At 61.4% G+C, this 22,513-nt stretch carries 13 protein-coding genes and 1 pseudogene; 5 read left to right on the top strand and 9 right to left on the bottom strand.

Annotated features, from left to right (window positions below; genetic code table 11):
- The first annotated feature begins 190 nt into the window (after positions 1 to 190).
- Positions 191 to 1,555, top strand: coding sequence for a formimidoylglutamate deiminase (locus tag QMX88_RS12780; protein WP_282369774.1), 1,365 nt, complete (start codon positions 191 to 193; stop codon positions 1,553 to 1,555).
- A gap of 127 nt (positions 1,556 to 1,682) precedes the next feature.
- Here QMX88_RS12780 and QMX88_RS12775 read toward each other — a convergent pair whose 3' ends face one another.
- The 6 genes from QMX88_RS12775 to QMX88_RS12750 form a co-directional block, all read right to left on the bottom strand.
- Positions 1,683 to 2,180: a lipocalin family protein gene (locus QMX88_RS12775; protein WP_282369847.1), complete on the bottom strand. Its 498-nt coding sequence runs from the start codon at positions 2,178 to 2,180 to the stop codon at positions 1,683 to 1,685.
- An 86-nt stretch (positions 2,181 to 2,266) separates the two neighbouring features.
- On the bottom strand, positions 2,267 to 2,521 hold the full coding sequence (gene bamE, locus QMX88_RS12770; protein WP_282369771.1) for an outer membrane protein assembly factor BamE domain-containing protein: 255 nt from the start codon (positions 2,519 to 2,521) through the stop codon (positions 2,267 to 2,269).
- Positions 2,522 to 2,850: 329 nt separating this feature from the next.
- The gene (locus QMX88_RS12765; RefSeq protein ID WP_192171239.1) at positions 2,851 to 3,861 is read right to left on the bottom strand and encodes a class 1 fructose-bisphosphatase; all 1,011 of its coding nucleotides are present in this window, start codon (positions 3,859 to 3,861) and stop codon (positions 2,851 to 2,853) included.
- A gap of 233 nt (positions 3,862 to 4,094) precedes the next feature.
- Positions 4,095 to 5,441: a DUF3999 domain-containing protein gene (locus tag QMX88_RS12760; RefSeq protein WP_282369845.1), complete on the bottom strand. Its 1,347-nt coding sequence runs from the start codon at positions 5,439 to 5,441 to the stop codon at positions 4,095 to 4,097.
- A 50-nt stretch (positions 5,442 to 5,491) separates the two neighbouring features.
- A complete protein-coding gene (locus QMX88_RS12755; RefSeq protein WP_282369769.1) occupies positions 5,492 to 8,377 on the bottom strand; it encodes a DUF2339 domain-containing protein in 2,886 nt (961 codons plus the stop codon).
- Positions 8,378 to 8,710: 333 nt separating this feature from the next.
- Complete coding sequence (locus QMX88_RS12750) at positions 8,711 to 11,194, bottom strand: glycogen/starch/alpha-glucan phosphorylase (protein ID WP_192171236.1); 2,484 nt, start codon at positions 11,192 to 11,194, stop codon at positions 8,711 to 8,713.
- A 380-nt stretch (positions 11,195 to 11,574) separates the two neighbouring features.
- Between QMX88_RS12750 and pip the strand changes: the two genes are divergently transcribed.
- The 4 genes from pip to mdoH all read left to right on the top strand — a co-directional run bounded on the left by pip (position 11,575) and on the right by mdoH (position 17,794).
- Positions 11,575 to 12,546, top strand: coding sequence for a prolyl aminopeptidase (gene pip / locus QMX88_RS12745; protein ID WP_122533954.1), 972 nt, complete (start codon positions 11,575 to 11,577; stop codon positions 12,544 to 12,546).
- Complete coding sequence (gene dtd, locus QMX88_RS12740) at positions 12,547 to 12,984, top strand: D-aminoacyl-tRNA deacylase (RefSeq protein WP_282369766.1); 438 nt, start codon at positions 12,547 to 12,549, stop codon at positions 12,982 to 12,984.
- Positions 12,985 to 13,248: 264 nt separating this feature from the next.
- Positions 13,249 to 15,204 carry a glucan biosynthesis protein gene (locus QMX88_RS12735; protein WP_282369765.1) on the top strand — a complete coding sequence of 652 codons (1,956 nt, stop codon included), beginning with the start codon at positions 13,249 to 13,251 and terminating at the stop codon, positions 15,202 to 15,204.
- Positions 15,197 to 17,794 (top strand): glucans biosynthesis glucosyltransferase MdoH, encoded by a 2,598-nt coding sequence (gene mdoH, locus QMX88_RS12730; protein ID WP_282369764.1) that lies wholly within the window; start codon positions 15,197 to 15,199, stop codon positions 17,792 to 17,794. Before QMX88_RS12735 ends, mdoH begins: the two co-directional genes overlap by 8 nt.
- 88 nt (positions 17,795 to 17,882) lie before the next feature.
- Here mdoH and QMX88_RS29680 read toward each other — a convergent pair whose 3' ends face one another.
- The 3 genes and pseudogenes from QMX88_RS29680 to QMX88_RS12720 form a co-directional block, all read right to left on the bottom strand.
- Positions 17,883 to 18,749 carry a methyl-accepting chemotaxis protein gene (locus tag QMX88_RS29680; protein WP_442969453.1) on the bottom strand — a complete coding sequence of 289 codons (867 nt, stop codon included), beginning with the start codon at positions 18,747 to 18,749 and terminating at the stop codon, positions 17,883 to 17,885.
- Positions 18,741 to 19,700, bottom strand: a pseudogene (locus QMX88_RS29675) (methyl-accepting chemotaxis protein); the annotation flags it as partial. The gene QMX88_RS29680 and the pseudogene QMX88_RS29675, both read right to left, overlap by 9 nt.
- A 308-nt stretch (positions 19,701 to 20,008) precedes the next feature.
- A complete protein-coding gene (locus QMX88_RS12720) occupies positions 20,009 to 21,925 on the bottom strand; it encodes a methyl-accepting chemotaxis protein (protein ID WP_282369761.1) in 1,917 nt (638 codons plus the stop codon).
- Positions 21,926 to 22,513 lie beyond the last annotated feature (588 nt).

Genomic DNA, 22,513 nt, shown 5'->3' with positions numbered 1-22,513 from the left:
CTGGGAGGCCAGCGGCAAATTGGCAGGCGGAGTCGGCACAGAGAAATCCTTGTTATGGCGTTATTCAGGCGAAAGAGGTTACAGCGTCCACGCTAACCATTAACACGTGTGCCGACAAGCGCGGCGCAGTTTACCGGCCGTATAAACGTCTGTATATGTATAGACAATTTCACGCAAGGGGTGCCGAGTCATGTCCGTTTTCTTTGCCGAACGCGCGCTATTGCCCACCGGCTGGGCGAATAACGTTCGTTTCGAGGTCAGCGCCGATGGCCTGCTGAGCCAAGTTCAAGCCGATGCCGAACGCGCTGGCGCCGAGCTGCTCAACGGGCCGGTCGTGCCGGGCATGCCCAATCTGCACTCCCACGCCTTTCAGCGTGCCATGGCGGGCCTCGCGGAAGTGGCCGGCAATCCCAATGACAGTTTCTGGACCTGGCGCGACCTGATGTATCGCCTCGTCGGGCAGATCAGTCCGCAGCAGCTCGGCGTCATCGCGCGACAGCTGTACATTGAAATGCTCAAGGGCGGTTTTACTTCGGTTGCGGAGTTTCACTACGTCCATCAGGACACCACCGGCAAGCCCTACGCCGACCCCGCCGAGCTGGCGCTGCAGGTCAGCCAGGCGGCGAGTTCGGTCGGCATCGGCATGACCCTGTTGCCGGTGCTCTACAGCCACTCCGGTTTCGGCGGCCTGAACCCGAACGAAGGCCAGCGCCGATTCATCAACAGCACCGACAGTTACCTGGACCTGCAAGCACGTCTTAAGCCCATCATCGCCGCGCAACCCGCCCAGGCGCTGGGGCTGTGCTTTCACTCGCTGCGTGCCGTGACCCCGCAGCAGATCAGTGACGTGACGGCCGCCAGCGACACCCATTGCCCGATCCACATTCATATCGCCGAGCAGCAAAAGGAAGTCGACGATTGCTTGGACTGGAGCGGTCGCCGGCCATTGCAGTGGCTGTATGAAAACGTCGATGTCGACGCGCGCTGGTGCCTGGTTCACGCGACCCATGCCGAGCCTGACGAAGTGGCGTTGATGGCGAAAAGTCGTGCGATCGCGGGACTGTGCCTGACCACCGAAGCGAACCTGGGCGACGGGATTTTCCCGGCGGTGGATTACATCGCTCAGGGCGGGCGCTGGGGTATCGGCTCTGATAGCCATGTGTCGCTGAGCGTGGTCGAAGAGCTGCGCTGGCTGGAATACGGTCAGCGTCTGCGCGATCAGCGCCGTAACCGCCTGTACCGGCCTGATCAGCCGATGGTCGGGCGCACGCTATACGACGCGGCGCTGGTGGGCGGTGCCCAAGCGATGGGCCAACCGGTAGGTGCGCTGGAAGTGGGCAAACGGGCCGACTGGCTGGTGCTGGACGGTAACGACGCTTATCTGGCAACGGCGTCTGGCGATGCCATTCTCAATCGCTGGCTGTTCGCCGGGAGTGATCGTCAGATCAAGGATGTGATGGTCAATGGGCGCTGGGTGATCCGCGACGGCCACCATGCCGATGAAGGGCAGAGCAGCCGTGCGTTCGCTCAGGTGCTGAGGGAATTGCTGGGCTGAACATGTGTGCAGAGGCAAAGGGCCCCTTCGCGAGCAAGCTCGCTCCCACAATTTTTGTGTCCACAGGTAGAACTGCGGCGCTGTCATGTTTCATGAGAGTGAGCTTGCTCACGAATGACCGAACAGGTCAGTCCTTTGACTTGCCCACTTTCGAATCCGACACCCGCCAGATCAGCTTGATGGTGTCGTAGCCCTGTTGCTGCGCTCTCATCAGCAGGTCGTTGCGCACTGCATCCGGCACTTGAGGCGTGCGCGACAGCAGCCAGAGGAACTTGCGGTTCGGACTGCCCACCAGCGCCACCTTGTAGTCGGGGCTCACGTACAGCACCCAGTAATCGCCCTTTGCCACACCCGGGAAGAGGTTCGAGAACCAGTTGTCGAACACGACCCACAGCTTGTCGGTCTTGCCCTGAACCTGCGGTGAAGCCGTTCCGGTTGCTTGCTCCCACTTGCCCTCGATCGTGCGGCAGCGGTTGGTGACAGCGATGTTGCCATCGTCCTTCAGCGTGTAATGCGCTTCGGACTGCGCGCAGTTGCGCTGGAAGAACATCGGCAGCCGCGCCACTTCGTACCACGTGCCCTGATAACGCTTGAGATCAACATGATCAACCGTCTTCGGCGCCATGGATTCGGTTTCTGGCTTAACCGCACAGGCGCTGATCCACAATGCTGCCAGCGCCACGGCGCCGATTTTTAATCCCTGACGAATATTCATTCAAGCCCCTGCGCCGAGAACAGCACGACCTTGTCGGCGGCGTATTGGACGCTGATGAAGGTCTTCGCATCACCCCACGTGCAGCTGGACATCCCCAACGCGCCGGAGCATTCGGTCGGACTGCCGAGCAGTTGCTCGACTTGGGCCTTGGGCATGCCGGCCGAGATTTTCGAGTAATTTTCCTGAGTGACCTTGCTGCAGGCGGCCAGCAATACGCAGAACGACAACACCGCGAGAGTGCGCGAAGACATGAGATGAAGCTCCTGAATCGAGGGGGGGCAGTGTCACAGTGCACGGCGATAGCCGCACAGCGCCGACATGATGCCGTAAGTTTAGAAGAGAAAAGGGGAGGACTGGTTCCGAGGAAGAGATTTTTCCGCTCGGCCAGACAGCACGCGGTTGTGCAGCAAAAGTAAACCCTGTGGGAGTGAGCTTGCTCACGAAGACGGAATTTCAGCCGCATGAAATTTAGCGGATGTTCTCGCCCGCCTGCGACAACAGTGAAGCGCCACCCAGGTCACTTCCACTTAACCGGGTCCTGCAGAAAAGAAATGGCCGCCAAAGGCGGCCATCCAGGACGTTACTCCTTGTGATACGCCGTTGCGCGTTCCACTTCTTCTTTCGAACCCAGGAACACCGCGACGCGCTGGTGCAGGCCTTCGGGCTGGATGTCGAGGATGCGCTGATGGCCATCGGTCGACGCGCCACCGGCTTGTTCCACCAGGAACGACATCGGGTTGGCTTCGTACATCAGGCGCAGTTTGCCCGGCTTGGAAGGCTCGCGGGAATCGCGCGGGTACATGAACAGGCCGCCACGGGTCAGGATACGGTGTACATCAGCGACCATCGCCGCGACCCAGCGCATGTTGTAGTTCTTCTTCAACGGACCGTCTTCGCCCGCCAGCAGCTCTTCGACGTAGCGCTTGACCGGGGCTTCCCAGTGACGCTGATTGGACATGTTGACCGCGAATTCCTGAGTGGACTCCGGGATCTTGATGTCTTCGTGGCTGAGGACAAAGCTGCCCATCTCGCGGTCCAGCGTGAAGCCTTTGACGCCGTCACCCAAGGTCAGCACCAGCATGGTCTGCGGGCCGTAGATGGCGTAACCGGCGGCGACTTGCTGGGTGCCTGGCTGCAGAAATGCCTTCTCGTTCAGCGCTTCGTTCTGGCTCAGGTACTCGTTCGGGCAACGCAGCACCGAGAAGATCGTGCCGACCGGCGCGTTGATGTCGATGTTGGACGAGCCGTCCAGTGGGTCGAACACCAGCAGGTAGGCGCCTTTCGGGTATTTGCCGGGAATCTGGTAGGCGTTGTCCATTTCTTCGGAGGCCATGCCGGCCAGGTGACCGCCCCATTCGTTGGCTTCGAGCAGAATCTCGTTGGACATCACGTCCAGTTTCTTCTGCACTTCACCCTGCACGTTTTCAGTGCCCATGCTGCCGAGCACGCCGCCCAGGGCGCCTTTGGATACCGCGTGGCTGATCTCCTTGCACGCACGCGCCACCACTTCAATCAGAAAGCGCAGATCGGCAGGGGTGTTGTTGGTGCGGGTCTGCTCGATCAGATAACGACTCAAGGTAACGCGGGACATGGAGAGCTCCGAAATGGGGGATAAAAACGCGCACAGTCTAGCGTGAGCGGAGATTTAATACTGCCTGTCAGACCGGTTAGGTAGTGATTCAGTTCACGGGCTACATAAGCCTAACCCGATCGGGGTGACGAATCGGCGGGCATCGTCTGCAATTTTTTCGATGCCGGATCGATTCAGCGTCATCACCCCGACACTTATAATTTGGCGCCTCGGTTGGCGCGTTATTTTGCGCGTTACTTGCTACGAGACCCGCGCAGTGTGCCAAGCGCCATCCAGGCCAGAAAAACCACGCCGAGTATCAGAACGGCCCACAAACCGATGCGTTTCAGGTCGGGACCACTGGCCTCCACGGGTGCAGCCGCAGCAACCGGCGCGACCGGTGTGGAGGCCATGGACGCACTGCCCAGCGCCGCCAGTTTCTCGGGGCTGACACCGGGAATCAGCGTCGCCAGTGGCAGCGCCGCGCTTTTCACCGTGGCATTGCCGACGGCCAGGCTGTAAGGCGGCGCGCCGCGGCCGAGAAACACCAGTTGCGTGGCGCGCACGGCAAAACTCAGCGTAGGCGCGTCATTGCCCAGGCCGCCGCCACGGTCATCGACCTCAAGTTTCAGCTGCTGCACGACATTGCCCGGCAGCTCCATTTCGTCCTGCACAACGTCCTGACCGTTCTGGCTGAGCCGATAAAGCAGGCCATTGTCGATCAACTGCCACGGCGCGTTGTTATCGCGACGCCCATACAGCGTGGCGGGCGCGAGGCTGTTGGGTTGCGCGATGTCGATCCGCATGCGTTCCAGCGGCAGGGCCACCGGCAGTTGCCACACATACACGCCAGGTTTTTCGACGCGGCCATTGATGGCCGGCGACCAGCTCAACGGCAGCACGCCGGGCCGCGTGCTGATCAGTTGCACGGCGTTCAGCGTCGGCGCGGACAGGGGCGATTTCCACAGCAGACGCAGATAGCGGGCGCTGCGCCCCGGCAGATTGACGACGCGCTGCTCAACCAATTCCTCGGCAAATGACAGCCTCGCGACCTGACCCTCGCCCCAGCGCTGCCAGTGCTGGAGGTCGTCGCTGGCCTCGATGCTGAACCGCTGAAAGCCGTCGCGCTCGCTGCTCCAGTCCAGAATCAATTGATCCAGCGGCGCGTTGATCGCGCTGGTGTCGAGCAACCAGCCGCGCAGAATCTCTTCGCCCGCCTCGATCTCGCCCTGGGGCTGCACCTCCACCAGCGTGCCGTTGGGCGTGCGCTCGACGCGGATTTTCGGCTCGGCGTCTTTCGCGCCATCGCTGTTGTACAGCGGGAACCACTTCACCGAGACCGGGCTTGCGTCGGCGGCACGCTGAGGCGGGCTTTGAGTGATCGCGTAGGGCTGGGCCTGGCCGTCCGCATTGAAAACGCGCACATCGTTGAGATTGCTCTGGCGCGCGTTCAACTGCACGCCGAGGGGCAATTCCAGCCGATACCAAGGCCCTTCACCTCTGACGGTCAGGGGCGCATGGGTGGTGAAATCATCCGGCAGATCCTCCGCCTGACTGAGCGACGCCGCGCACAGCAGCGAGCCCAGCAACGGGACAAGCAGGGCAGCCTTGGTGAAGAACTGACGACTCAACTGGACACTCCTTACGCGCTTCATTTCGATGCCCGGTCCGCCGGGTCGGCGTCGGTCAGACCCTCGCTTCGAGCCGGATGCCGGGGCGGCAGGGGGGCGAAATATCCCACCACCAGCAACAGAACGCCAACGCCGATGAAGGAAATGATTCGCTCCAAGCCGCCGCGATTGCTCAGCTCGACGAAGAACAGCTTGGCGACGACAACCCCGATCAGCGCGGCGCCGACGATCCACAGGTCGCGGCGGGCGCGCAGGTGGCCGCCGATCATCAGCGCCAGCGCGGTCAGCGTCCAGACGATGGAAAGCCCGGCCTGCACCCGCATGGATTCAAACAGCGCATCCGGATACCAGGCCACGCCCAGCCAGTGATGCGCCGTGCGAAGGACCATGGCTGTGATCAACGCAAATAGCGATGCGCCGGCAATGACCAGCGCCGCTTTTTGAGCCCGCCCCTCGCTGACGCCCAATTGCGGGAGTTGCTGGCGGCTCCAACTGAAGATACCGGTCAGTGTGATCAGCAAGCCCAGCTCCAGCGGGTTCAGCAGCGGCAGATAGGGCAGGGGATCGGCAGCGCCTTCGCTGAACCCGTTCGCCAGCCAGAACCAGCCGAGCATCAATGCCGCCAGCGGCGCGGCGGCCCAGACGCGGTATTCGCGCGGGTACGCCCCGACAGGCCAGGGCCACGTGCGGGATGCGGTCATCGCCAGCAAGTACAGGCTTGGCAGCAACGCCCAGCCCAGCCAGCGCCAAGCGTTATACGACTCCGACAACACCAGCAATCCGTAACGAAGTTGCAGCGAGAGCACGGCGATGATCAGCCAGCAGCCGATCACATGGGCTGCACTGCGCAAGCGCGGGAGCAGCAGTTTGTCGAGCCGATTCAGCGACCACAGATGAACCGCAAACACCGCGAGCCAGCCCAGCCAGCCCCAATCGGCGGCAGGGTTGTAGTAAGAGTTGAAGCTCATCAGCGCCAGCAATACCGCACTCATGGGCGTCAGCAGCGTGGACAGCTGCGCGATTCCCGCCCAGTTCAGACGCAGGGCCGCCATTGTCCACAGCCCGACACTGAAAGCGCCCAACAGCAAGAGCGTCGAGAACTCGGTCTCTCCCGGCACGTAATGGGTGCTGACGCCCACTGCCGCGGACCACCACAGCGCGCCCCACCACAGCGCGCCCCAGATCAACAGCAATGGCTGCAGGAAGCGATTGCTCAACGACAAACGCAAGGTGCCTACGCGCTCGACCGTGAAGGCGCTGACCAGGCCGGCAAGCGCGATGATCAGCGGTGTCCAGAAATCGCCGTGGTTGAAGTTCGGCACAAACCAGCGGCCGACCACGCCAAGGAACGCGATCCCCGCGCCCAGTTGCAGCAGCAAGCCGAAAGCCCGCGCCAGCAAGCGGTTCTGGCGCATGCCCAGCCAAAATACCGCCGCGCCTTCGACCGCCCAGGCGACCGTGGTCCATTGCGCGCTCAGTCCGAGCGGAATCGCCAGCGTGCCGAACACCACGCCCAGTGACAGGCACGTTTCGACCAACAGCAATGCCCGACCCGGTGCGCGCCCGGCCAGTAACCGGGCGATGCCCATGTACAGCAAGCCAAGCGCCAGTGCGCTCAATGCAGCGCCGAATTCCAAATGTTTGACGAGCGCGTATTGCAGGCCGAAACCCACGATAGGCGTGCCGAACAACAGGCTGCCATCGACGTAGTGAGTCTGGCGCGCGGACCAGCGCAGGGTGGCTTCGCGGCTGTCGTCGTCGGGCCCGGCGGCATGCTCTTGCAGCTTGCGTCGGGCGAACAGCAGGCCGATGGCCAGGTACATCAGGAAGAACAGAATCAGGAAGGGTTCGGTGCTCCAGAACAGCTCGGGCGTGTACGCGTCCATGCCCCAGGCGAAGCCAATGCCGAACGTGCCGATGAAGCCGATCAGGTTCAGCGGGCGCCATGCCTTGAACCACGCGATGGCGAAAATGCCGGCGTTGAGCAGGGCGAAATAACTGAACAACGCGACATGACTCCCCTCGCCGGAGGATGTCAGCAGCGGCGCGGCAAACCCGCCCAGCGCGGCCACGCAGGCGAGGGCCAGGGAGTTTTGCGTGACGGCGAGAATGGCCGAAAACACGGTGACTGCAACCAACAGGCTGAACGCCATCCCCGGCGCCAGCAGGGTGTGGACTTTCATGGCGGCGAATACGGTCAGGTACAGCACCGCGACGCCCGTCCCCTGCAGCATCAACGCGAAGGATTCGTTGCGGTGACGCAACCACCAACCCAGACCCAGCAGCGCCAGGGCGGCCAACGCCACGCCGGCATAACGGGCTTCGATCGGGACGACCATGCCTTCGGTGGCGTAGCGCAGCAGAAACGCCAGGCCGAGAAACAGCAGCACCACGCCGACCCGCAGCACGGTGTTGCCACCCAGCAGCCAGTTTTTCGCGCGCAGTAAGGCGCTGTCGAAGAGGCTGTGCTGGGGAGGAGCGGGCTGGGTTGAAGCGGGCAGGGAGGCGGGCGGGTAGCTCGGGGCGGTAGGTGACGGCGCGTGCGGAGGCCGGCTCCATTCTGAGTCGCCAGCGTCCGAGGCGGCCGGTTCAAGATCCGGGAGGTCCCACAGCAGTTCCGGGCCGTCGTCTGCGATGGGCTGAACATTCAACGGCGCAGGCGCGGGCGCATCCGGCAATTGCGCGGCGGCTGAGTCCAGCTGGCTAAGGCGTTGTTGAACGGCGTTGAGGTCCAGCCGGGTTTTGGCGAGCTCGGCTTTCTGCGCAGCGGCCTCCCGCGTCAATGCGCTCAGCCGGAAGCTCAAGCCCGCGGCCAGGCCAATGACCGCGCCGACAGCGCCGCCCAACAGCGACTCATCAAGAAGCGCTCCGATTACCAGACCGGCCAGCAGAAGAATCCATTGCACGCGACGACATCCCTTTTCGGCCGATTAACGGCGATGGCGAAAAGTATATCGGGCGTCAGGAAAGGGGAAACATTTTGTGTCGGGGAGGGGGCAGTGGACAACATGCAGATGAGAACTGTGGAGTGAGATCTGGATCGACTCGGGATCTCGGCCACGCTGGTGAACTTGTGGGAGTGAGCTTGCTCACGAAAAGGTCGGTACATCCGCTAAATCACCAGCGGCTGAAATACCTATTCGCGAGCAAGCTCGCTCCCACAGGATTTGCATCTGCTTCGAAACCGAGTGCTGTGGCCGAGGTGATCGTCTCCGCTGAGGCGATCACCCCGCGCGTCCTTAATCCAGCGCGTTCCAGATTTCGGTCGCGTACTCGCGGATGGTCCGGTCCGAAGAGAACCAACCCATGCGCGCGGTGTTGAGCACCGCCGAGCGCCACCATTCTTTCGAATCGTGCCAGCGCGCTTCCACCTTGGCCTGCGCGTGCCAGTACGACTCGAAGTCCGCGCAGACGAAGAAGCGGTCGTAGTTGATCAACTGATCGATCAGCCCGGCATAGCGATACGGATCATCCGGCGAGAACACCCCGCCCCGAATCGCTTGCAGCACGTCATTCAAACGCCCGGACGCCGCGATGTCCTGATGGGCGTTGAACTCACCGGCATGCTTGCGCGCTTCGACTTCCTGCGCGGTCATGCCGAAGATGAACATGTGCTCCAGGCCGACCTGCTCGCTCATCTCCACGTTGGCGCCGTCGAGAGTGCCGATGGTAAGCGCACCGTTGAGGCCGAACTTCATGTTGCTGGTGCCGGAAGCTTCCAGACCTGCCGTGGAAATCTGCTCCGACAAATCCGCCGCCGGAATGATGCTTTCCGCCAGGCTGACGTTGTAGTTGGGCATGAACACCACTTTCAAACGGCCGCGCAGCGTCGGGTCATTGTTGACCGTGCGTGCGATGTCGTTGGTCAGCTTGATGATCAGCTTGGCCGAGTGATAACTGGCCGCCGCCTTGCCGCCGAAGATCTTCACCCGCGGCACCCAGTCGGTGCTCGGGTCGGCACGCATGGCCTGATACAGCGCCACAGTGTGGAACAGGTTCAGCAACTGACGCTTGTACTCGTGGATGCGTTTGACCTGCACGTCAAACATCGCCTCGGGGTTAACCGAGATGCCCATGCGTTCCTGAATGATGGAGGCCAGGGCTTGTTTGCTTTGCAGGCGCTGAGCAGCGAACTCCTTCTGGAAACGTGCGTCGTCGGCCAGCGGCTCCAGTTTCAGCAGTGCGGTCTCGTGGTTGTCGAGCACCTGCTCGCCCAGCTCGTTGACCAGCATGGACGTCAGTTGCGGGTTGGACTGGAACAGCCAGCGGCGGAAGGTGATGCCGTTGGTTTTATTGTTGATGCGATCCGGGTGCAGCTTGTGCAGATGGGCGAAAACGGTTTTTCGCATCAGCTGCGTGTGCAGCGCTGACACACCGTTCACGCTGTGCGAACCGAGGAATGCCAGGTTACCCATGCGCACGCGACGGCCGTTGTCTTCTTCGATCAGCGACACGGCGCGCAGCAGGTCGAACAGTGCGGGGTCGTCTTTGAAGTCCTGGCGAACCTTGTCGATGTGCTGAGCGTTGATCATGTAAATGATCTGCATGTGGCGCGGCAACATGCGCTCCATCAGGCCGACCGACCAGGTTTCCAGCGCTTCAGGCAGCAGCGTGTGGTTGGTGTACGCCAGGGTGCCCACGGTGATGCGCCAGGCCTCGTCCCACTCCACGTCGTGCAGGTCGATCAGAACGCGCATCAGCTCTGCCACAGCGATCGACGGGTGCGTGTCGTTCATCTGGATGGCCACGTGTTCCGGCAGGCTGCTGATGCTGTAGCCCATGTTCTTGTGACGGCGCAGCAAATCCTGCAGCGACGCCGAAACGAAGAAGAACTCCTGACGCAGGCGCAGTTCCTGGCCCGCTTCGGTGCTGTCGTTTGGATACAGCACACGGGAAATACTTTCTGCCCGCACCACTTCCGCCACCGCACCGACGTGGTCACCGGCGTTGAAGCGTTCCAGGTGCAGGTCTTCCACGGCGCGCGCACGCCACAGGCGCAGCGTGTTCACCGCTTTGCCGCGCCAGCCCACAACCGGGGTGTCGTACGCGATCGCGCGGACGGTTTCACCTGCGGTCCAGACCTGACGGGTTTCGCCCGAGGCATCCAGAACAGGTGCGCCGGCTGCATCAAGCAGGGGCTGGACGCTGCCGCCGAAGCCGATCTGGTAAATCACTTCAGGGCGTTCGAATTCCCACGGGTTACCGAAGTCCAGCCAGTTCTCGGTCTGCTCTTGCTGCCAGCCATCGACGATGGCCTGACGGAACAGGCCGTGCTCGTAACGAATGCCGTAACCATGACCCGCAATGCCGAGGGTCGACATGCTTTCCATGAAGCACGCGGCCAGACGACCGAGGCCGCCGTTGCCCAGTGCAGCGTCAGGTTCCAGCGAGCGAATCTGCTCCAGATCGACGTTCAGGCCCTTCAACGCTTCGCGCGCGGTTTCGAGAATGCCCAGGTTGCTCAGGCTGTCGAACATCAGACGGCCGATCAAGAACTCGAGGGATAGGTAATAGACGCGCTTCTTTTCCTGACGGTAGACGTAGCGCGTGTGGTTCATCCAGCGCTCGGCCATTTTGTCGCGCGTCGCCAGGGCGATTGCCATGAACCAGTCATGATCGAAGGCATGGTCGGGGTCTTTACCGACGGCATACTCGAGTTTGTTCAGCACAGCTTCTCGGAAGGCTGCCACTTCAGCGTCACGAACGTTGGGTTCCGGAGACATCGGGTACGACCTCAAGTTGGTTTGACGATTAAATGGGTGGGTTGACTGTAGGGCGTGTCATTGGTTATTTCCTCCCGATCGGATGAAAAATACGCGGTTGCACGACCCTCGGTTCGACTCGAACAAGCTACCTCGGTTCGCCGTCAATGCACACCGGCGGCGAATATCTGGCGCTTTCCCCCTGATCTGGAGACGGCTTGCATTGATCGTTCCACTCTGACGTTGATCTTGCTCATGCCTGCTTTCAGTGGGCTTATGCCGCGTGAAACAGGGGATCACAGTTGGCCAGAATGAGGCAGACATGTTCATTCGCCGATTCGGGTTTATGATGCCCCACGGCAGATACACCGCAGCCCCTGAACCGGACTTTTGGAGCACCTATGCAGACTTTGTACCCGCAGATCAAACCTTACGCCCGGCACGATCTGGCGGTGGAAGAGCCGCATGTGCTGTATGTCGATGAAAGCGGCTCGCCAGACGGCTTGCCCGTCATCTTCATCCACGGCGGGCCGGGTTCGGGATGCGACGCACAGAGCCGCCGCTACTTCGATCCGAACCTCTACCGCATCATCACGTTCGATCAGCGCGGTTGCGGCCGGTCCATTCCTCACGCCAGCCTGGAAAACAACACCACCTGGCATCTGGTCGACGACCTCGAACGCATTCGCACTCATCTGGGCATCGACAAATGGGTGGTGTTCGGTGGCTCGTGGGGTTCGACGCTTTCCCTGGCCTACGCGCAGAAGCACCCGGATCGGGTTCACGCACTGATTTTGCGCGGCATCTTTCTGAGCCGTCCCCAGGACATCAAGTGGTTTTATCAGGAGGGTGCGAGCCGGCTGTTCCCTGATTACTGGCAGGATTACATGGCGCCGATTCCGCCGGACGAGCGCCACGACGTGCTCGGCGCATTCCACAAACGCCTCACCGGCAGTGACCAGATCGCGCAGATGCACGCCGCTAAGGCATGGTCGACGTGGGAAGGGCGCACCGCCACGTTGCGTCCGAACCCGCAGGTGGTCGATCGCTTCACCGAGCCCCATCGCGCCCTGTCCATCGCGCGCATCGAATGCCACTACTTCACCAACGGCGCGTTCCTTGAAGAAAACCAGCTGATTCGCGACATGCCGAAGATCGCCCATCTGCCGGGCATCATCGTCCATGGCCGCTACGACATGATCTGCACGCTGGACAACGCCTGGGAGCTGCATCAGGCGTGGCCGAACAGTGAGCTGCAGGTCATCCGCGACGCCGGGCACTCGGCGTCCGAACCGGGGATCACCGATGCGCTGGTGCGCGCAGCGTCAGAAGTGGCGCGCCGTTTGCTGGATCTACCCCCGGAAGAAGCATAAATGAAAGCGTTGCTGCAGCGCGTTTCCCAGGCGCGCGTCGACGTCGCCGGCGAAACCATTGGCGCGATTGATCAAGGATTAATGGTCCTGATTGGCATCGAGCCTCAAGACACGCCGACCAGCGCCGACAAGATGTTGCACAAGCTGCTTAACTACCGGGTATTCAGTGACGCCGACGCAAGGATGAATCTTTCGTTAACCGACGTTAATGGCGGGTTGTTGCTGGTCTCTCAGTTCACACTGGCGGCGGATACCAAAAGCGGGATGCGGCCGAGCTTCTCAAAAGCCGCGCCTCCGGCACTCGGTGCCGAGCTGTTTGGCTACCTGGTGACGAAGGCCAGAACGTCTCACCCGACCGTGGAAACGGGCCAGTTTGGTGCAGATATGCAGGTGCATCTGGTCAACGATGGCCCCGTGACATTTTTGCTTGAGACCTGAATGGCCAGGTCTGTTTGATGACCCCGGATTTACGCGCTTTAAACGCAATAAATAGTTTGCGTCACCTGATGCGTTGTAACGCGAGCTACTGGATAATCGCGCGCTACAAGGACGGGCCAGGGCCCGTCAAATCGGTAAAACGCAGACTGGTCCGACACCGCTTGGGGAATCATTGGCCCCTTTTGGAGTCGGAACAATGCTCGCCAACCCGGCATTTGATAGCTGGCCGTTGGTTTCTTCATCTGTTTTCGGCGAGGGTTGCTCGTGATTGTTAGTCCATGTAATGCACCAAAGAACCCGGGTGGTCGCTTGCGTAGCGCACTGCTGGCAGGGTCGGCTTTGTTTTGTCTGTTCGGCGCCAGTCAGCTGTGGGCGTTCGATCTCGACGACGTGGCGACAAAGGCCAAAGATCTGGCCGGACAGAAATTCACCGCGCCGAAGAGCAATCTTCCGGCCGAATTCCGCGACATGAAGTTCGCGGACTATCAAAAGATCCGCTTCCTGCAAGACAAAGCCGAATGGGCCAATGACAAGACTCCGTTCAAGGTGTCTTTCTACCACCAGGGCATGCACTTCGACACCCCGGTCAAGATCAACGAAGTCACCGCCAACTCCGTCAACGAGATCAAGTACGACCCGAGTCGTTTCGATTTCGGCGACGTGAAGTTCGATCCGAAGTCGACCGAGAACCTGGGCTATGCCGGTTTCCGCGTGACTTACCCGATCAACAAAGACGACAAGCAAGACGAAATCATGACCATGCTGGGCGCGAGCTACTTCCGCGTCATCGGTAAAGGTCAGGTTTATGGTCTGTCTGCGCGCGGGATGGCGATCGACACGGCCATGCCGTCGGGTGAAGAATTCCCTCGCTTCACCGAATTCTGGATCGAGAAGCCGAACCCGGATGACAACCATCTGGTCATCTTCGCCCTGCTCGACTCCCCTCGCGCCACTGGCGCGTACAAGCTGACCCTGCGTCCGGGCACCAACACACTGGTTGATGTCCAGTCGCGCATGTACCTGCGTGACAAGGTCGGCAAACTGGGCGTTGCGCCGCTGACCAGCATGTACCTGTTCGGTGCCAATCAGCCGTCGAAAGTCCTCAACTATCGTCGCGAGCTGCACGACTCCAGCGGTCTGTCGATTCAGGCCGCCAATGGCGAGTGGATCTGGCGGCCGCTGAACAACCCTAAACACCTTTCGGTCAGCAGCTTCTCTGTGGAGAACCCGCGCGGTTTCGGTCTGCTGCAACGTGGCCGCAACTTCAGCCACTACGAAGATCTGGATGACCGCTACGACAAACGTCCAAGCGCCTGGATCGAGCCGAAGGGCGACTGGGGCAAGGGCACTGTTGATCTGGTAGAGATCCCGACTGCCGATGAAACCAACGACAACATCGTTGCGTTCTGGAAGCCGGAAACCCAGCCAGAGCCGGGTCAGGCGATCGACTTCAACTATCGTCTGCACTGGACCATGGATGAAGATGCCATTCACTCGCCAGATCTGGGCTGGGTCAAGCAGACCCTGCGCTCCACTGGTGACGTGAAGCAGTCCAACCTGATTCGTCAACCGGACGGCAGCGTTGCCTACCTGGTCGATTTTGTCGGCCCGACCCTCGCCAAGCTGGGCGAAGATCCGTCGATCCGCAGTCAGGTCATCACCGACGACAACACTGATCTGGTCGAGAACAACCTGCGCTACAACCCGGTGACCAAAGGCTGGCGTCTGACGCTGCGCCTGAAGGTCAAGGATCCGGGCAAGGCGGTTGAGATGCGTGCTTATCTGCTGCGCGAAACCCCTGCTGAGCCAGGCAAAGAGCCTGCGGTGATCACAGCTGACAAGTCCGACAAGAAGCCGGCCGCCAAAGCTGATTCCAAGCCTGCTGTTGCCGCTGCCCCAGTCGTTGCTGCGCCGAAGGACGAGAAAGCTGAAATCGTTAAAACCGACGCTTTGAAGGCGGGTGATGCGAAGGAAGCCAAAGGCCCGAAAGCCGACAGCAAAGACGCCGCCAAGTCTGCCGACGCCACCAAAGTAGCGGAAGCCAAGTCGGACGAGGCCTCCAAGCCCGAAGCCGCTCTGGGCGACGCTGCCAAGGCCAACAAAGGCGTGAAAGATACCCCGCAGCCAGCGGTAGAGGCTGCATCCACCCAACAGGGGCCGGCCATGATTCAACAAGTCCTGACCGAAACCTGGAGCTACCAGTTGCCAGCCGATGAGTAATTCACACGCGGTGCCAGAGCCTTTGAATGAGTCTCTCAGCGAGTACCTGGCGCACTTGCCGATGACCGATGCGCAGCGGGCAGAACTTGCCAACTGCACCTCGTTCGCTGAGTTGCACGAACGCCTTTCGGCGCAGACCGTCGCTGATTCTGCCGAGGCCTCCCAGGCTTCGGTGGGTCGTCGCCTCACCCTGACGACCGCTGATGAACTGCGCGAAGCCGAGATGCTGAGTGTCGACGCCAGCGGGCGCGTGGTCCTGAAAGCTACGCCGCCGATTCGTCGGACCAAAGTCGTGCCGGAGCCGTGGCGGACCAACATCCTGCACCGCGGCTGGCGCCGGTTGACCGGGAAATCCAACCCGCCGCCGCCAAAGGACGATTTGCCACGGGATCTGCCGAAAGCGCGCTGGCGCACCGTCGGTTCGATCCGTCGCTACATTTTGCTGATCCTCATGCTGGGCCAGACCATCGTCGCCGGCTTCTACATGAAAGGCATCCTGCCGTACCAGGGCTGGTCGCTGGTTTCGTTTGACGAAATCAGTCATCAGACCCTGTGGCAGACCGCGGTTCAGGTCATGCCGTACGCGTTGCAGACCAGCATTCTGTTGCTGTTCGGCATTCTGTTCTGCTGGGTATCAGCGGGTTTCTGGACCGCGCTGATGGGCTTCCTCGAACTGCTCACTGGCCACGACAAGTACCGTATTTCCGGTGCCAGTGCGGGCAATGAGCCGATCGAAGCCGGTGCGCGCACTGCGCTGGTCATGCCGATCTGCAACGAAGACGTGCCTCGTGTATTCGCGGGTCTGCGGGCGACGTTCGAATCGGTTAAAGCCACGGGCGATCTGGATCGTTTCGACTTCTTCATTCTCAGCGACTCCAACGAAACCGACATCTGCGTGGCCGAGCAACAAGCCTGGCTGGACGTGTGCCGTGAGACCGGCGGTTTCGGCAAGATCTTCTATCGTCGTCGCCGCCGTCGCGTTAAGCGCAAGAGCGGTAACCTCGATGACTTCTGCCGTCGTTGGGGCGGTGAATACCGCTACATGGTCGTGCTTGACGCTGACTCGGTCATGAGTGGCGACTGCCTGACCAGCCTCGTGCGCCTGATGGAAGCGACGCCGGACGCCGGTATCATCCAGACCGCGCCACGTGCTTCGGGCATGGATACGCTGTATGCCCGCATGCAGCAGTTCGCGACTCGCGTATACGGCCCGCTGTTCACGGCCGGCCTGCACTTCTGGCAGCTGGGTGAATCCCACTACTGGGGTCACAACGCGATCATCCGCATGAAGCCATTCATCGAGCATTGCGCCCTGGCGCCGCTGCCCGGGAAGGGCGCCTTCGCCGGTGCAATTTTGTCCCACGACTTCGTCGAAGCTGCGCTGATGCGCCGTGCCGGCTGGGGCGTGTGGATTGCCTACGACCTGCCGGGCAGTTACGAAGAGCTGCCGCCGAACCTGCTGGATGAGCTCAAGCGTGACCGTCGCTGGTGCCACGGTAACCTGATGAACTTCCGCCTGTTCCTGGTGAAAGGCATGCACCCGGTACACCGTGCGGTGTTCCTGACCGGCGTGATGTCCTATCTGTCGGCGCCGTTGTGGTTCTTCTTCCTGGTGTTGTCCACTGCGTTGCTGGCGGTGAACACGCTGATGGAGCCGACCTACTTCATGGAGCCGCGTCAGCTGTATCCGTTGTGGCCACAGTGGCACCCGGAAAAAGCCGTCGCCTTGTTCTCGACGACCGTCGTGCTGTTGTTCCTGCCGAAACTGCTCAGCGTCATTCTGATCTGGGCCAAGGGCGCGACCGGCTTTGGTGGTCGCATCAAGGTTACGATGTCGATGCTGCTGGAGATGCTGTTCTCCATGCTGCTGGCGCCGGTGCGCATGATCTTCCACACCCGCTTTGTACTGGCCGCTTTCCTGGGCTGGGCAGCGACCTGGAACTCACCGCAGCGTGATGATGACTCGACGCCATGGAGCGAAGCGGTCAAGCGTCACGGCCCGCAGACGCTGCTGGGCTTTTGCTGGGCGCTGCTGGTGGCTTGGCTGAACCCGAGCTTTCTGTGGTGGCTGGTGCCGATCGTGGGTTCGTTGATGCTGTCGATCCCGGTGTCGGTGATTTCCAGCCGCACGAACCTGGGTTTGAAGGCGCGCGACACCAAGCTCTTCCTGATCCCGGAAGAGCACACGCCCCCGCAAGAGCTGGTGTCCACAGACAAGTACACCCACGAGAACCGCTGGCACGCGCTGAACGACGGCTTTGTTCGGGCCGTGGTTGATCCGCAGCAGAACGCTTTGGCCTGTGCGCTGGCGACCTCTCGCCATCGCGAAGCCGAGCCGATCGAGTGGATGCGTGTCGAGCGTGTGCGTCATGCGATCAAGGGTGGCCCTGAACTCCTGAACAACCATGAGCGCCTGCAATTGCTGAGCGATCCGGTTGCACTGGCTCGGTTGCACGAACTGGTCTGGAGCGAAGGCAATTCTGCGTGGCTCAATGCCTGGCGCGCCTCGGTCGAAGCCGATCCTCATGCGCCGCTGCTGCCTCTGCAGCCAGCGACCCATGTGAACGACGCGACCCTCGTCAACGCCTGATCCACCCGCTAAACAAAACGCCGCCGAAGAGCCAATCTTCGGCGGCGTTTTTGTTTGGGGATCGGTGTAGGCGCTTCCCCGTTTCGCCTCAACTCACCCGAAACTTCCCGACCATCTCCTGCAACTGCACCCCCAGCCGCGCCAGTTCAATGCTCGACGCGGCCGTCTCTTCGCTGGACGCGGCGGTTTGCTCGGACACATCCCGCACGTTCAGCACGCTGCGGTTGATCTGCTCCGCCACGCTGCTCTGCTCCTCGCCCGCGGCAGCGATCTGCTGGTTCATCGTCTGAATCGTCGACACCGTGCGTGTGATGTGTCCCAGGGCATCGCCGGCCTGACGACTCAGCTCGACGCTGCTGTCGGTCAGGGTCCGGCTGGCATCAAGGGTCATCACCACCTGCTGGGTGCCGCTTTGCAGCGCCGCGATGAGTACTTCGATTTCTTCGGTGGATTCCTGAGTGCGCTGCGCCAGGCCGCGAACCTCATCGGCCACCACCGCAAACCCGCGTCCCGCTTCGCCTGCACGGGCGGCCTCGATGGCGGCGTTCAGTGCGAGCAGATTGGTCTGCTGCGACACTGACTTGATCACGTCGAGCACCCCGCCGATCTTGTCGCTTTCCAGTTTCAGCTTGCCCATGGCTTGGGTTGAGTAGTTGACCTCCAGCGCCAGGCGCTCGATCTGCGCGATAGCGTCGTTGACCACCTTGTCGCCGTCCCGCGCCTGCTGATCAGCGTGCCGCGCGGCTTCACTCGCTTCTTCGGCATTGCGGGCCACTTCCATCACGGTCGAGGTCATCTGGTTCATCGCCGTGGCGACGCAGTCCGTTTCGTCTTTCTGGCTGGTGACGCCCACGCTGGTCTGCGCAGTGACGGCCGACAGCTGCTCTGCCGCGCTGGCAATCTGGGTCACGCCGTCGCTGATGCCGCTGATGAGTTGCCGCAGGCTCAGGGTCATGTCCTGCATGCTGCGCTGGAGCATGCCCATTTCGTCGTGACGGCCGATTTCCAGGTCCTGACTCAGATCACCCTTGGCGATGCGCGCAGCGGCGCTCAAGGTCAGCCGTAGCGGCGCGATGATCTGCTGGGTGATCAGCCAGGCGGCCAGCAGGCCAAGCAGCATCGCCAACCCGGCCACGCCACTGAGCGTCTGCCGCGACTGAGTGGCTTCGGCATCACGCCGCTGGCCTTGCAGCGCAGTGATCTCCCCGGTTGACGTCAGCAGATTCTCGCTGAGCGCCTCCATGGACTCCTGCGCCGCTTCAACCTTGACCTGGAGGTCCTTGAACTGGCCCATGTGCTCGCGGTACTTGAGCAGCGTCTTACGGGCGTTGAGCAATTCACTGATATTGCCATCGGCCTGGTCGGTGGCAATTTGTTCGACTTCCTTCAGCGCTTCGTCGATGGCGGTAATGGCGGCGACCTCGTAGGACTCCTTACCGCTGAACACGTACGCCTGGACTTCGTAACGGGCGTTCTGCACCTGGCCGCGCAACTGCTGGATGTTGGTGAACTCCCCCAGCCGCTCGCTGCTGTCCTGCTCCTGACTCACGGCCTTCAAGACTTCGCTTTCCACCTGGCCAATGGACGTGATCGCCTCTTCAGACAGAACGGCCAGTTGCGCGCGGGAATCTGCCCGCGCACTCAACAGCTTGGCCAGATCGGCGAAGGTGGCTTCGAGGGCTCGTACGGTGTCGCTCTGCCCGTTGAGTAACGTGAGGATGTCGGCCGGTGGGGCGTCGTCACGCAGGAACACCAGATGCGCTTCGATCTCATTGATGCGGGCAACGACGCGCGAGGCGCTGTCAGCGGTGTTTTCGACCCGAAAGACAATGCGCTCGGCGCGCAGGTCCTTGGTCATCGCGTTGAGCTGGGCGATGGAGGTCAATGACTCCGAGCGCTCGATCATGGTGTCGAGCCCATGCCAGCCGGTCAGCGTGATGGCCAGGGTCAGAAGCAGAACCAGGCCGAAGCCCAGCGAGAGTTTGAGTTTGACGCTGGTGTTGGCCAGCGTCCGGTTGATGCCTTGCAGCATGATGCGTCTCCTGCGGATGAGCGATAAACGCGCATCGGCAGGGCAAGCGGAGGCGTGACCTGATCAGGTCGTAGGAGATTTCCGAGGAGCGGGAAGGGGTGACGCGTGTCACAGATTCCACCCCTGATCGGAGGTTTTGCGGCAGGTGCGTTACTGATACAAGTGCGGGGCAGGCCACTGAATCAGACCCGGAAGCGACCCACCAGCGCTTGCAGATGGCTGCCCAGTCGCGCCAGTTCGACGCTCGATGCGGCAGTTTCCTCGCTCGCGGCCGAGGTCTGTTCCGATACATCGCGCACGTTGAGCACACTGCGGTTGATCTCTTCGGCGGTGGCGCTTTGCTCCTCGGCCGCGGCAGCGATTTGCTGGTTCATGGATTGAATCGCAGACACGGTGCGGGTGATGCTTTCCAACGAGCTGCCAGCACGTCGGGTCAGCTCTACGCTGCTGACAGTGAGCTCGCGGCTGTTGTCCATGATCGTCGCCACCTGCCGCGTGCCGTTCTGCAGGCCGGAAATAAGTTCCTCGATCTCTTCAGTGGATTTCTGCGTGCGCTGCGCCAGGCTGCGCACTTCGTCCGCCACCACGGCAAATCCGCGACCAGCCTCGCCCGCCCGCGCAGCCTCGATAGCGGCGTTCAGGGCGAGGAGGTTGGTTTGCTGTGCGACGGACTTGATCACGTCGAGGACGCTGCCGATCTTGTCGCTCTCGCGCTTGAGCTGGGCCATGGCCTCGGTGGAGTGACCGACTTCGGTGGCGAGAAGCTCGATCTGGGCGATGGCCTCGTTGACCACCTTGTCGCCTTCGCGCGCCTGGAGGTCGGCAGCTACGGCGGCCTCGGACGCTTCTTCGGCGTTACGGGCGACTTCCTGCACCGTGGCGGTCATCTCGTGCATCGCGGTCGCTACCTGGTCAGTCTCGACCTTCTGGCTGTTGACGCCGGCGCTGGTCTGTTCGGTGACCGCCGACAGTTCTTCGGCAGCGCTGGCGATCTGCGTCACACCTTCGCCGATGCCGCTGATCAACTGACGAAGCTCCACGGTCATGCGCTGGATGCTGCCCTGCAACTGACCCAGCTCATCGCGGCGGTCGACGCTCAAGTTGTGGGTCAGATCACCGGACGCCACGCGCTCGACCGCCACGAGTGTCTGGCCCAGTGGCACCGTGATTTGTCGTGTGATGATCCAGGCGGCGAGAGCACCGAGGATCAGGGCCACTATCGTAGCGATGCCAAGCGTCGATTGGGCCTGACGAGTGTCTGCATCACGCTTGGCGTTTTGCGAACTGTTCAATTGTTCGCTGTTGTCCAGCAGCTGCTGGCCCAGCTCGGTCATTTTGGCCAGTGCCTGAACGCTGACCAGTTGTGCGTCACGGTACTGGCCGACAGCGTCGCGGTAGCCTTTGAGCGCCAGGTTGGCCTTTTGCAGCTGCGGGATGTATTGGGAGGAAACGTCCCCGGCCAGCGTGTTCACTCCGACGATGGCTTCGTCGATGGCGGCGGTGGCGTTCTTCTCGAAATCCGCTTTGCCGCTGAAGGTGTAACCGCGCACCTGGAAGCGTGCCTGCTGAATCTGTTTGCTGACATCCACCGCGCTGTTGAATTGCAGGATGTTGTCGTGCTGGATCAACGCTTCTTCAATCTTTTTGACGACATCTACGGCTGCATCGGCCGTAGTTCCCAGATTGGTTCGGCTCGCTTCGCGGGTCTGGATGGCTTTGGTCATGTCGCCAAAGGCGCGGCGGTATTCGCCCGCGGCCTGAGCCTGAGCGTCCATCAGTTTGAGATCGCCGACACCTTTGACCATGCTCTGCGCGGTTTTCAGGTCGGCGTCGAGATTGTCCAGCGCGGTCATGACAGCCGTCGCGGCTTCAGCGGTGTATTGGGTTTCATACACCATGCGTGCCGTGCGCAGATCCATCGTCCGCTCACTGATCTGCGAGATCATCCCCAGCTTGTCGCCGCGCTCGATCAACGCCTTCACGCTAGACCACCCCGTCGCCGTGATGAGCAGCGTCAGCAATAGCACCAGGCCGAAACCGATACCCAGTTTGAGGCTGACGCTCATATTTCCAAGGCGTTGGGTAAACCAGCGAGACATGATGATTCCTGCGAATTGTAGTTATGGACGCCTGTACATCGGCCGCTGCGTGACGAACTGAAGCGTGGGGTGATGAAGAGGGCGTGGGGGTGTTGGATGGAAAATTCCCCATCGCTCTGACACCGCGTAATTCAGCCAGCCAACACTGCCCATGTGGGACTGAGCTTGCTCAGGAAGAGGCCGGGACAGTCAGCAACGTTGTCGGGTGACTGACAGTGAGCCTTCGCGAGCAAGCTCGCTCCCACGGGTTATCAGTCGGCGGGGAGATCGGTGTCGCCATGTGCTCTGAGCGCGGGTCTGTGTTTTGACACCGCGCTGTCGAGCAGCAAACACAGGACTTGTGGGAGTGAGCTTGCTCACGAAGACTGCATTTCAAGCGCCGGATATTTAGCGGATGTATCGGCGTCTTCGCGAGCAAGCTCCTCCCACGGGTTCTTCGTCGGCGGGGAGATCGGTGTCGCCATGTGCTCTGAGCGCGGGTCTGTGTTTTGACACCGCGCTGTCGAGCAGCAAACACAGGACTTGTGGGAGTGAGCTTGCTCACGAAGACTGCATTTCAAGCGCCGGATATTTAGCGGATGTATCGGC

It is taken from the genome of Pseudomonas sp. PS02290 (assembly GCF_029960075.1).
Classification (GTDB): Bacteria; Pseudomonadota; Gammaproteobacteria; order Pseudomonadales; family Pseudomonadaceae; genus Aquipseudomonas.
This window is presented reverse-complemented; position numbering and strand designations above follow the sequence as displayed.

What these genes read in the sequence shown, in the direction of transcription:
- QMX88_RS12780 (WP_282369774.1), top strand. Translation starts at nt 191, where the DNA reads ATGTCCGTTTTCTTTGCCGAACGCGCGCTATTGCCCACCGGCTGGGCG.
- QMX88_RS12775 (WP_282369847.1), bottom strand. Translation starts at nt 2,180, where the DNA reads ATGGCGCCGAAGACGGTTGATCATGTTGATCTCAAGCGTTATCAGGGC.
- bamE (WP_282369771.1), bottom strand. Translation starts at nt 2,521, where the DNA reads ATGTCTTCGCGCACTCTCGCGGTGTTGTCGTTCTGCGTATTGCTGGCC.
- QMX88_RS12765 (WP_192171239.1), bottom strand. Translation starts at nt 3,861, where the DNA reads ATGTCCCGCGTTACCTTGAGTCGTTATCTGATCGAGCAGACCCGCACC.
- QMX88_RS12750 (WP_192171236.1), bottom strand. Translation starts at nt 11,194, where the DNA reads ATGTCTCCGGAACCCAACGTTCGTGACGCTGAAGTGGCAGCCTTCCGA.
- pip (WP_122533954.1), top strand. Translation starts at nt 11,575, where the DNA reads ATGCAGACTTTGTACCCGCAGATCAAACCTTACGCCCGGCACGATCTG.
- dtd (WP_282369766.1), top strand. Translation starts at nt 12,547, where the DNA reads ATGAAAGCGTTGCTGCAGCGCGTTTCCCAGGCGCGCGTCGACGTCGCC.
- mdoH (WP_282369764.1), top strand. Translation starts at nt 15,197, where the DNA reads ATGAGTAATTCACACGCGGTGCCAGAGCCTTTGAATGAGTCTCTCAGC.
- QMX88_RS29680 (WP_442969453.1), bottom strand. Translation starts at nt 18,749, where the DNA reads ATGACCCTGAGCCTGCGGCAACTCATCAGCGGCATCAGCGACGGCGTG.
- QMX88_RS12720 (WP_282369761.1), bottom strand. Translation starts at nt 21,925, where the DNA reads ATGTCTCGCTGGTTTACCCAACGCCTTGGAAATATGAGCGTCAGCCTC.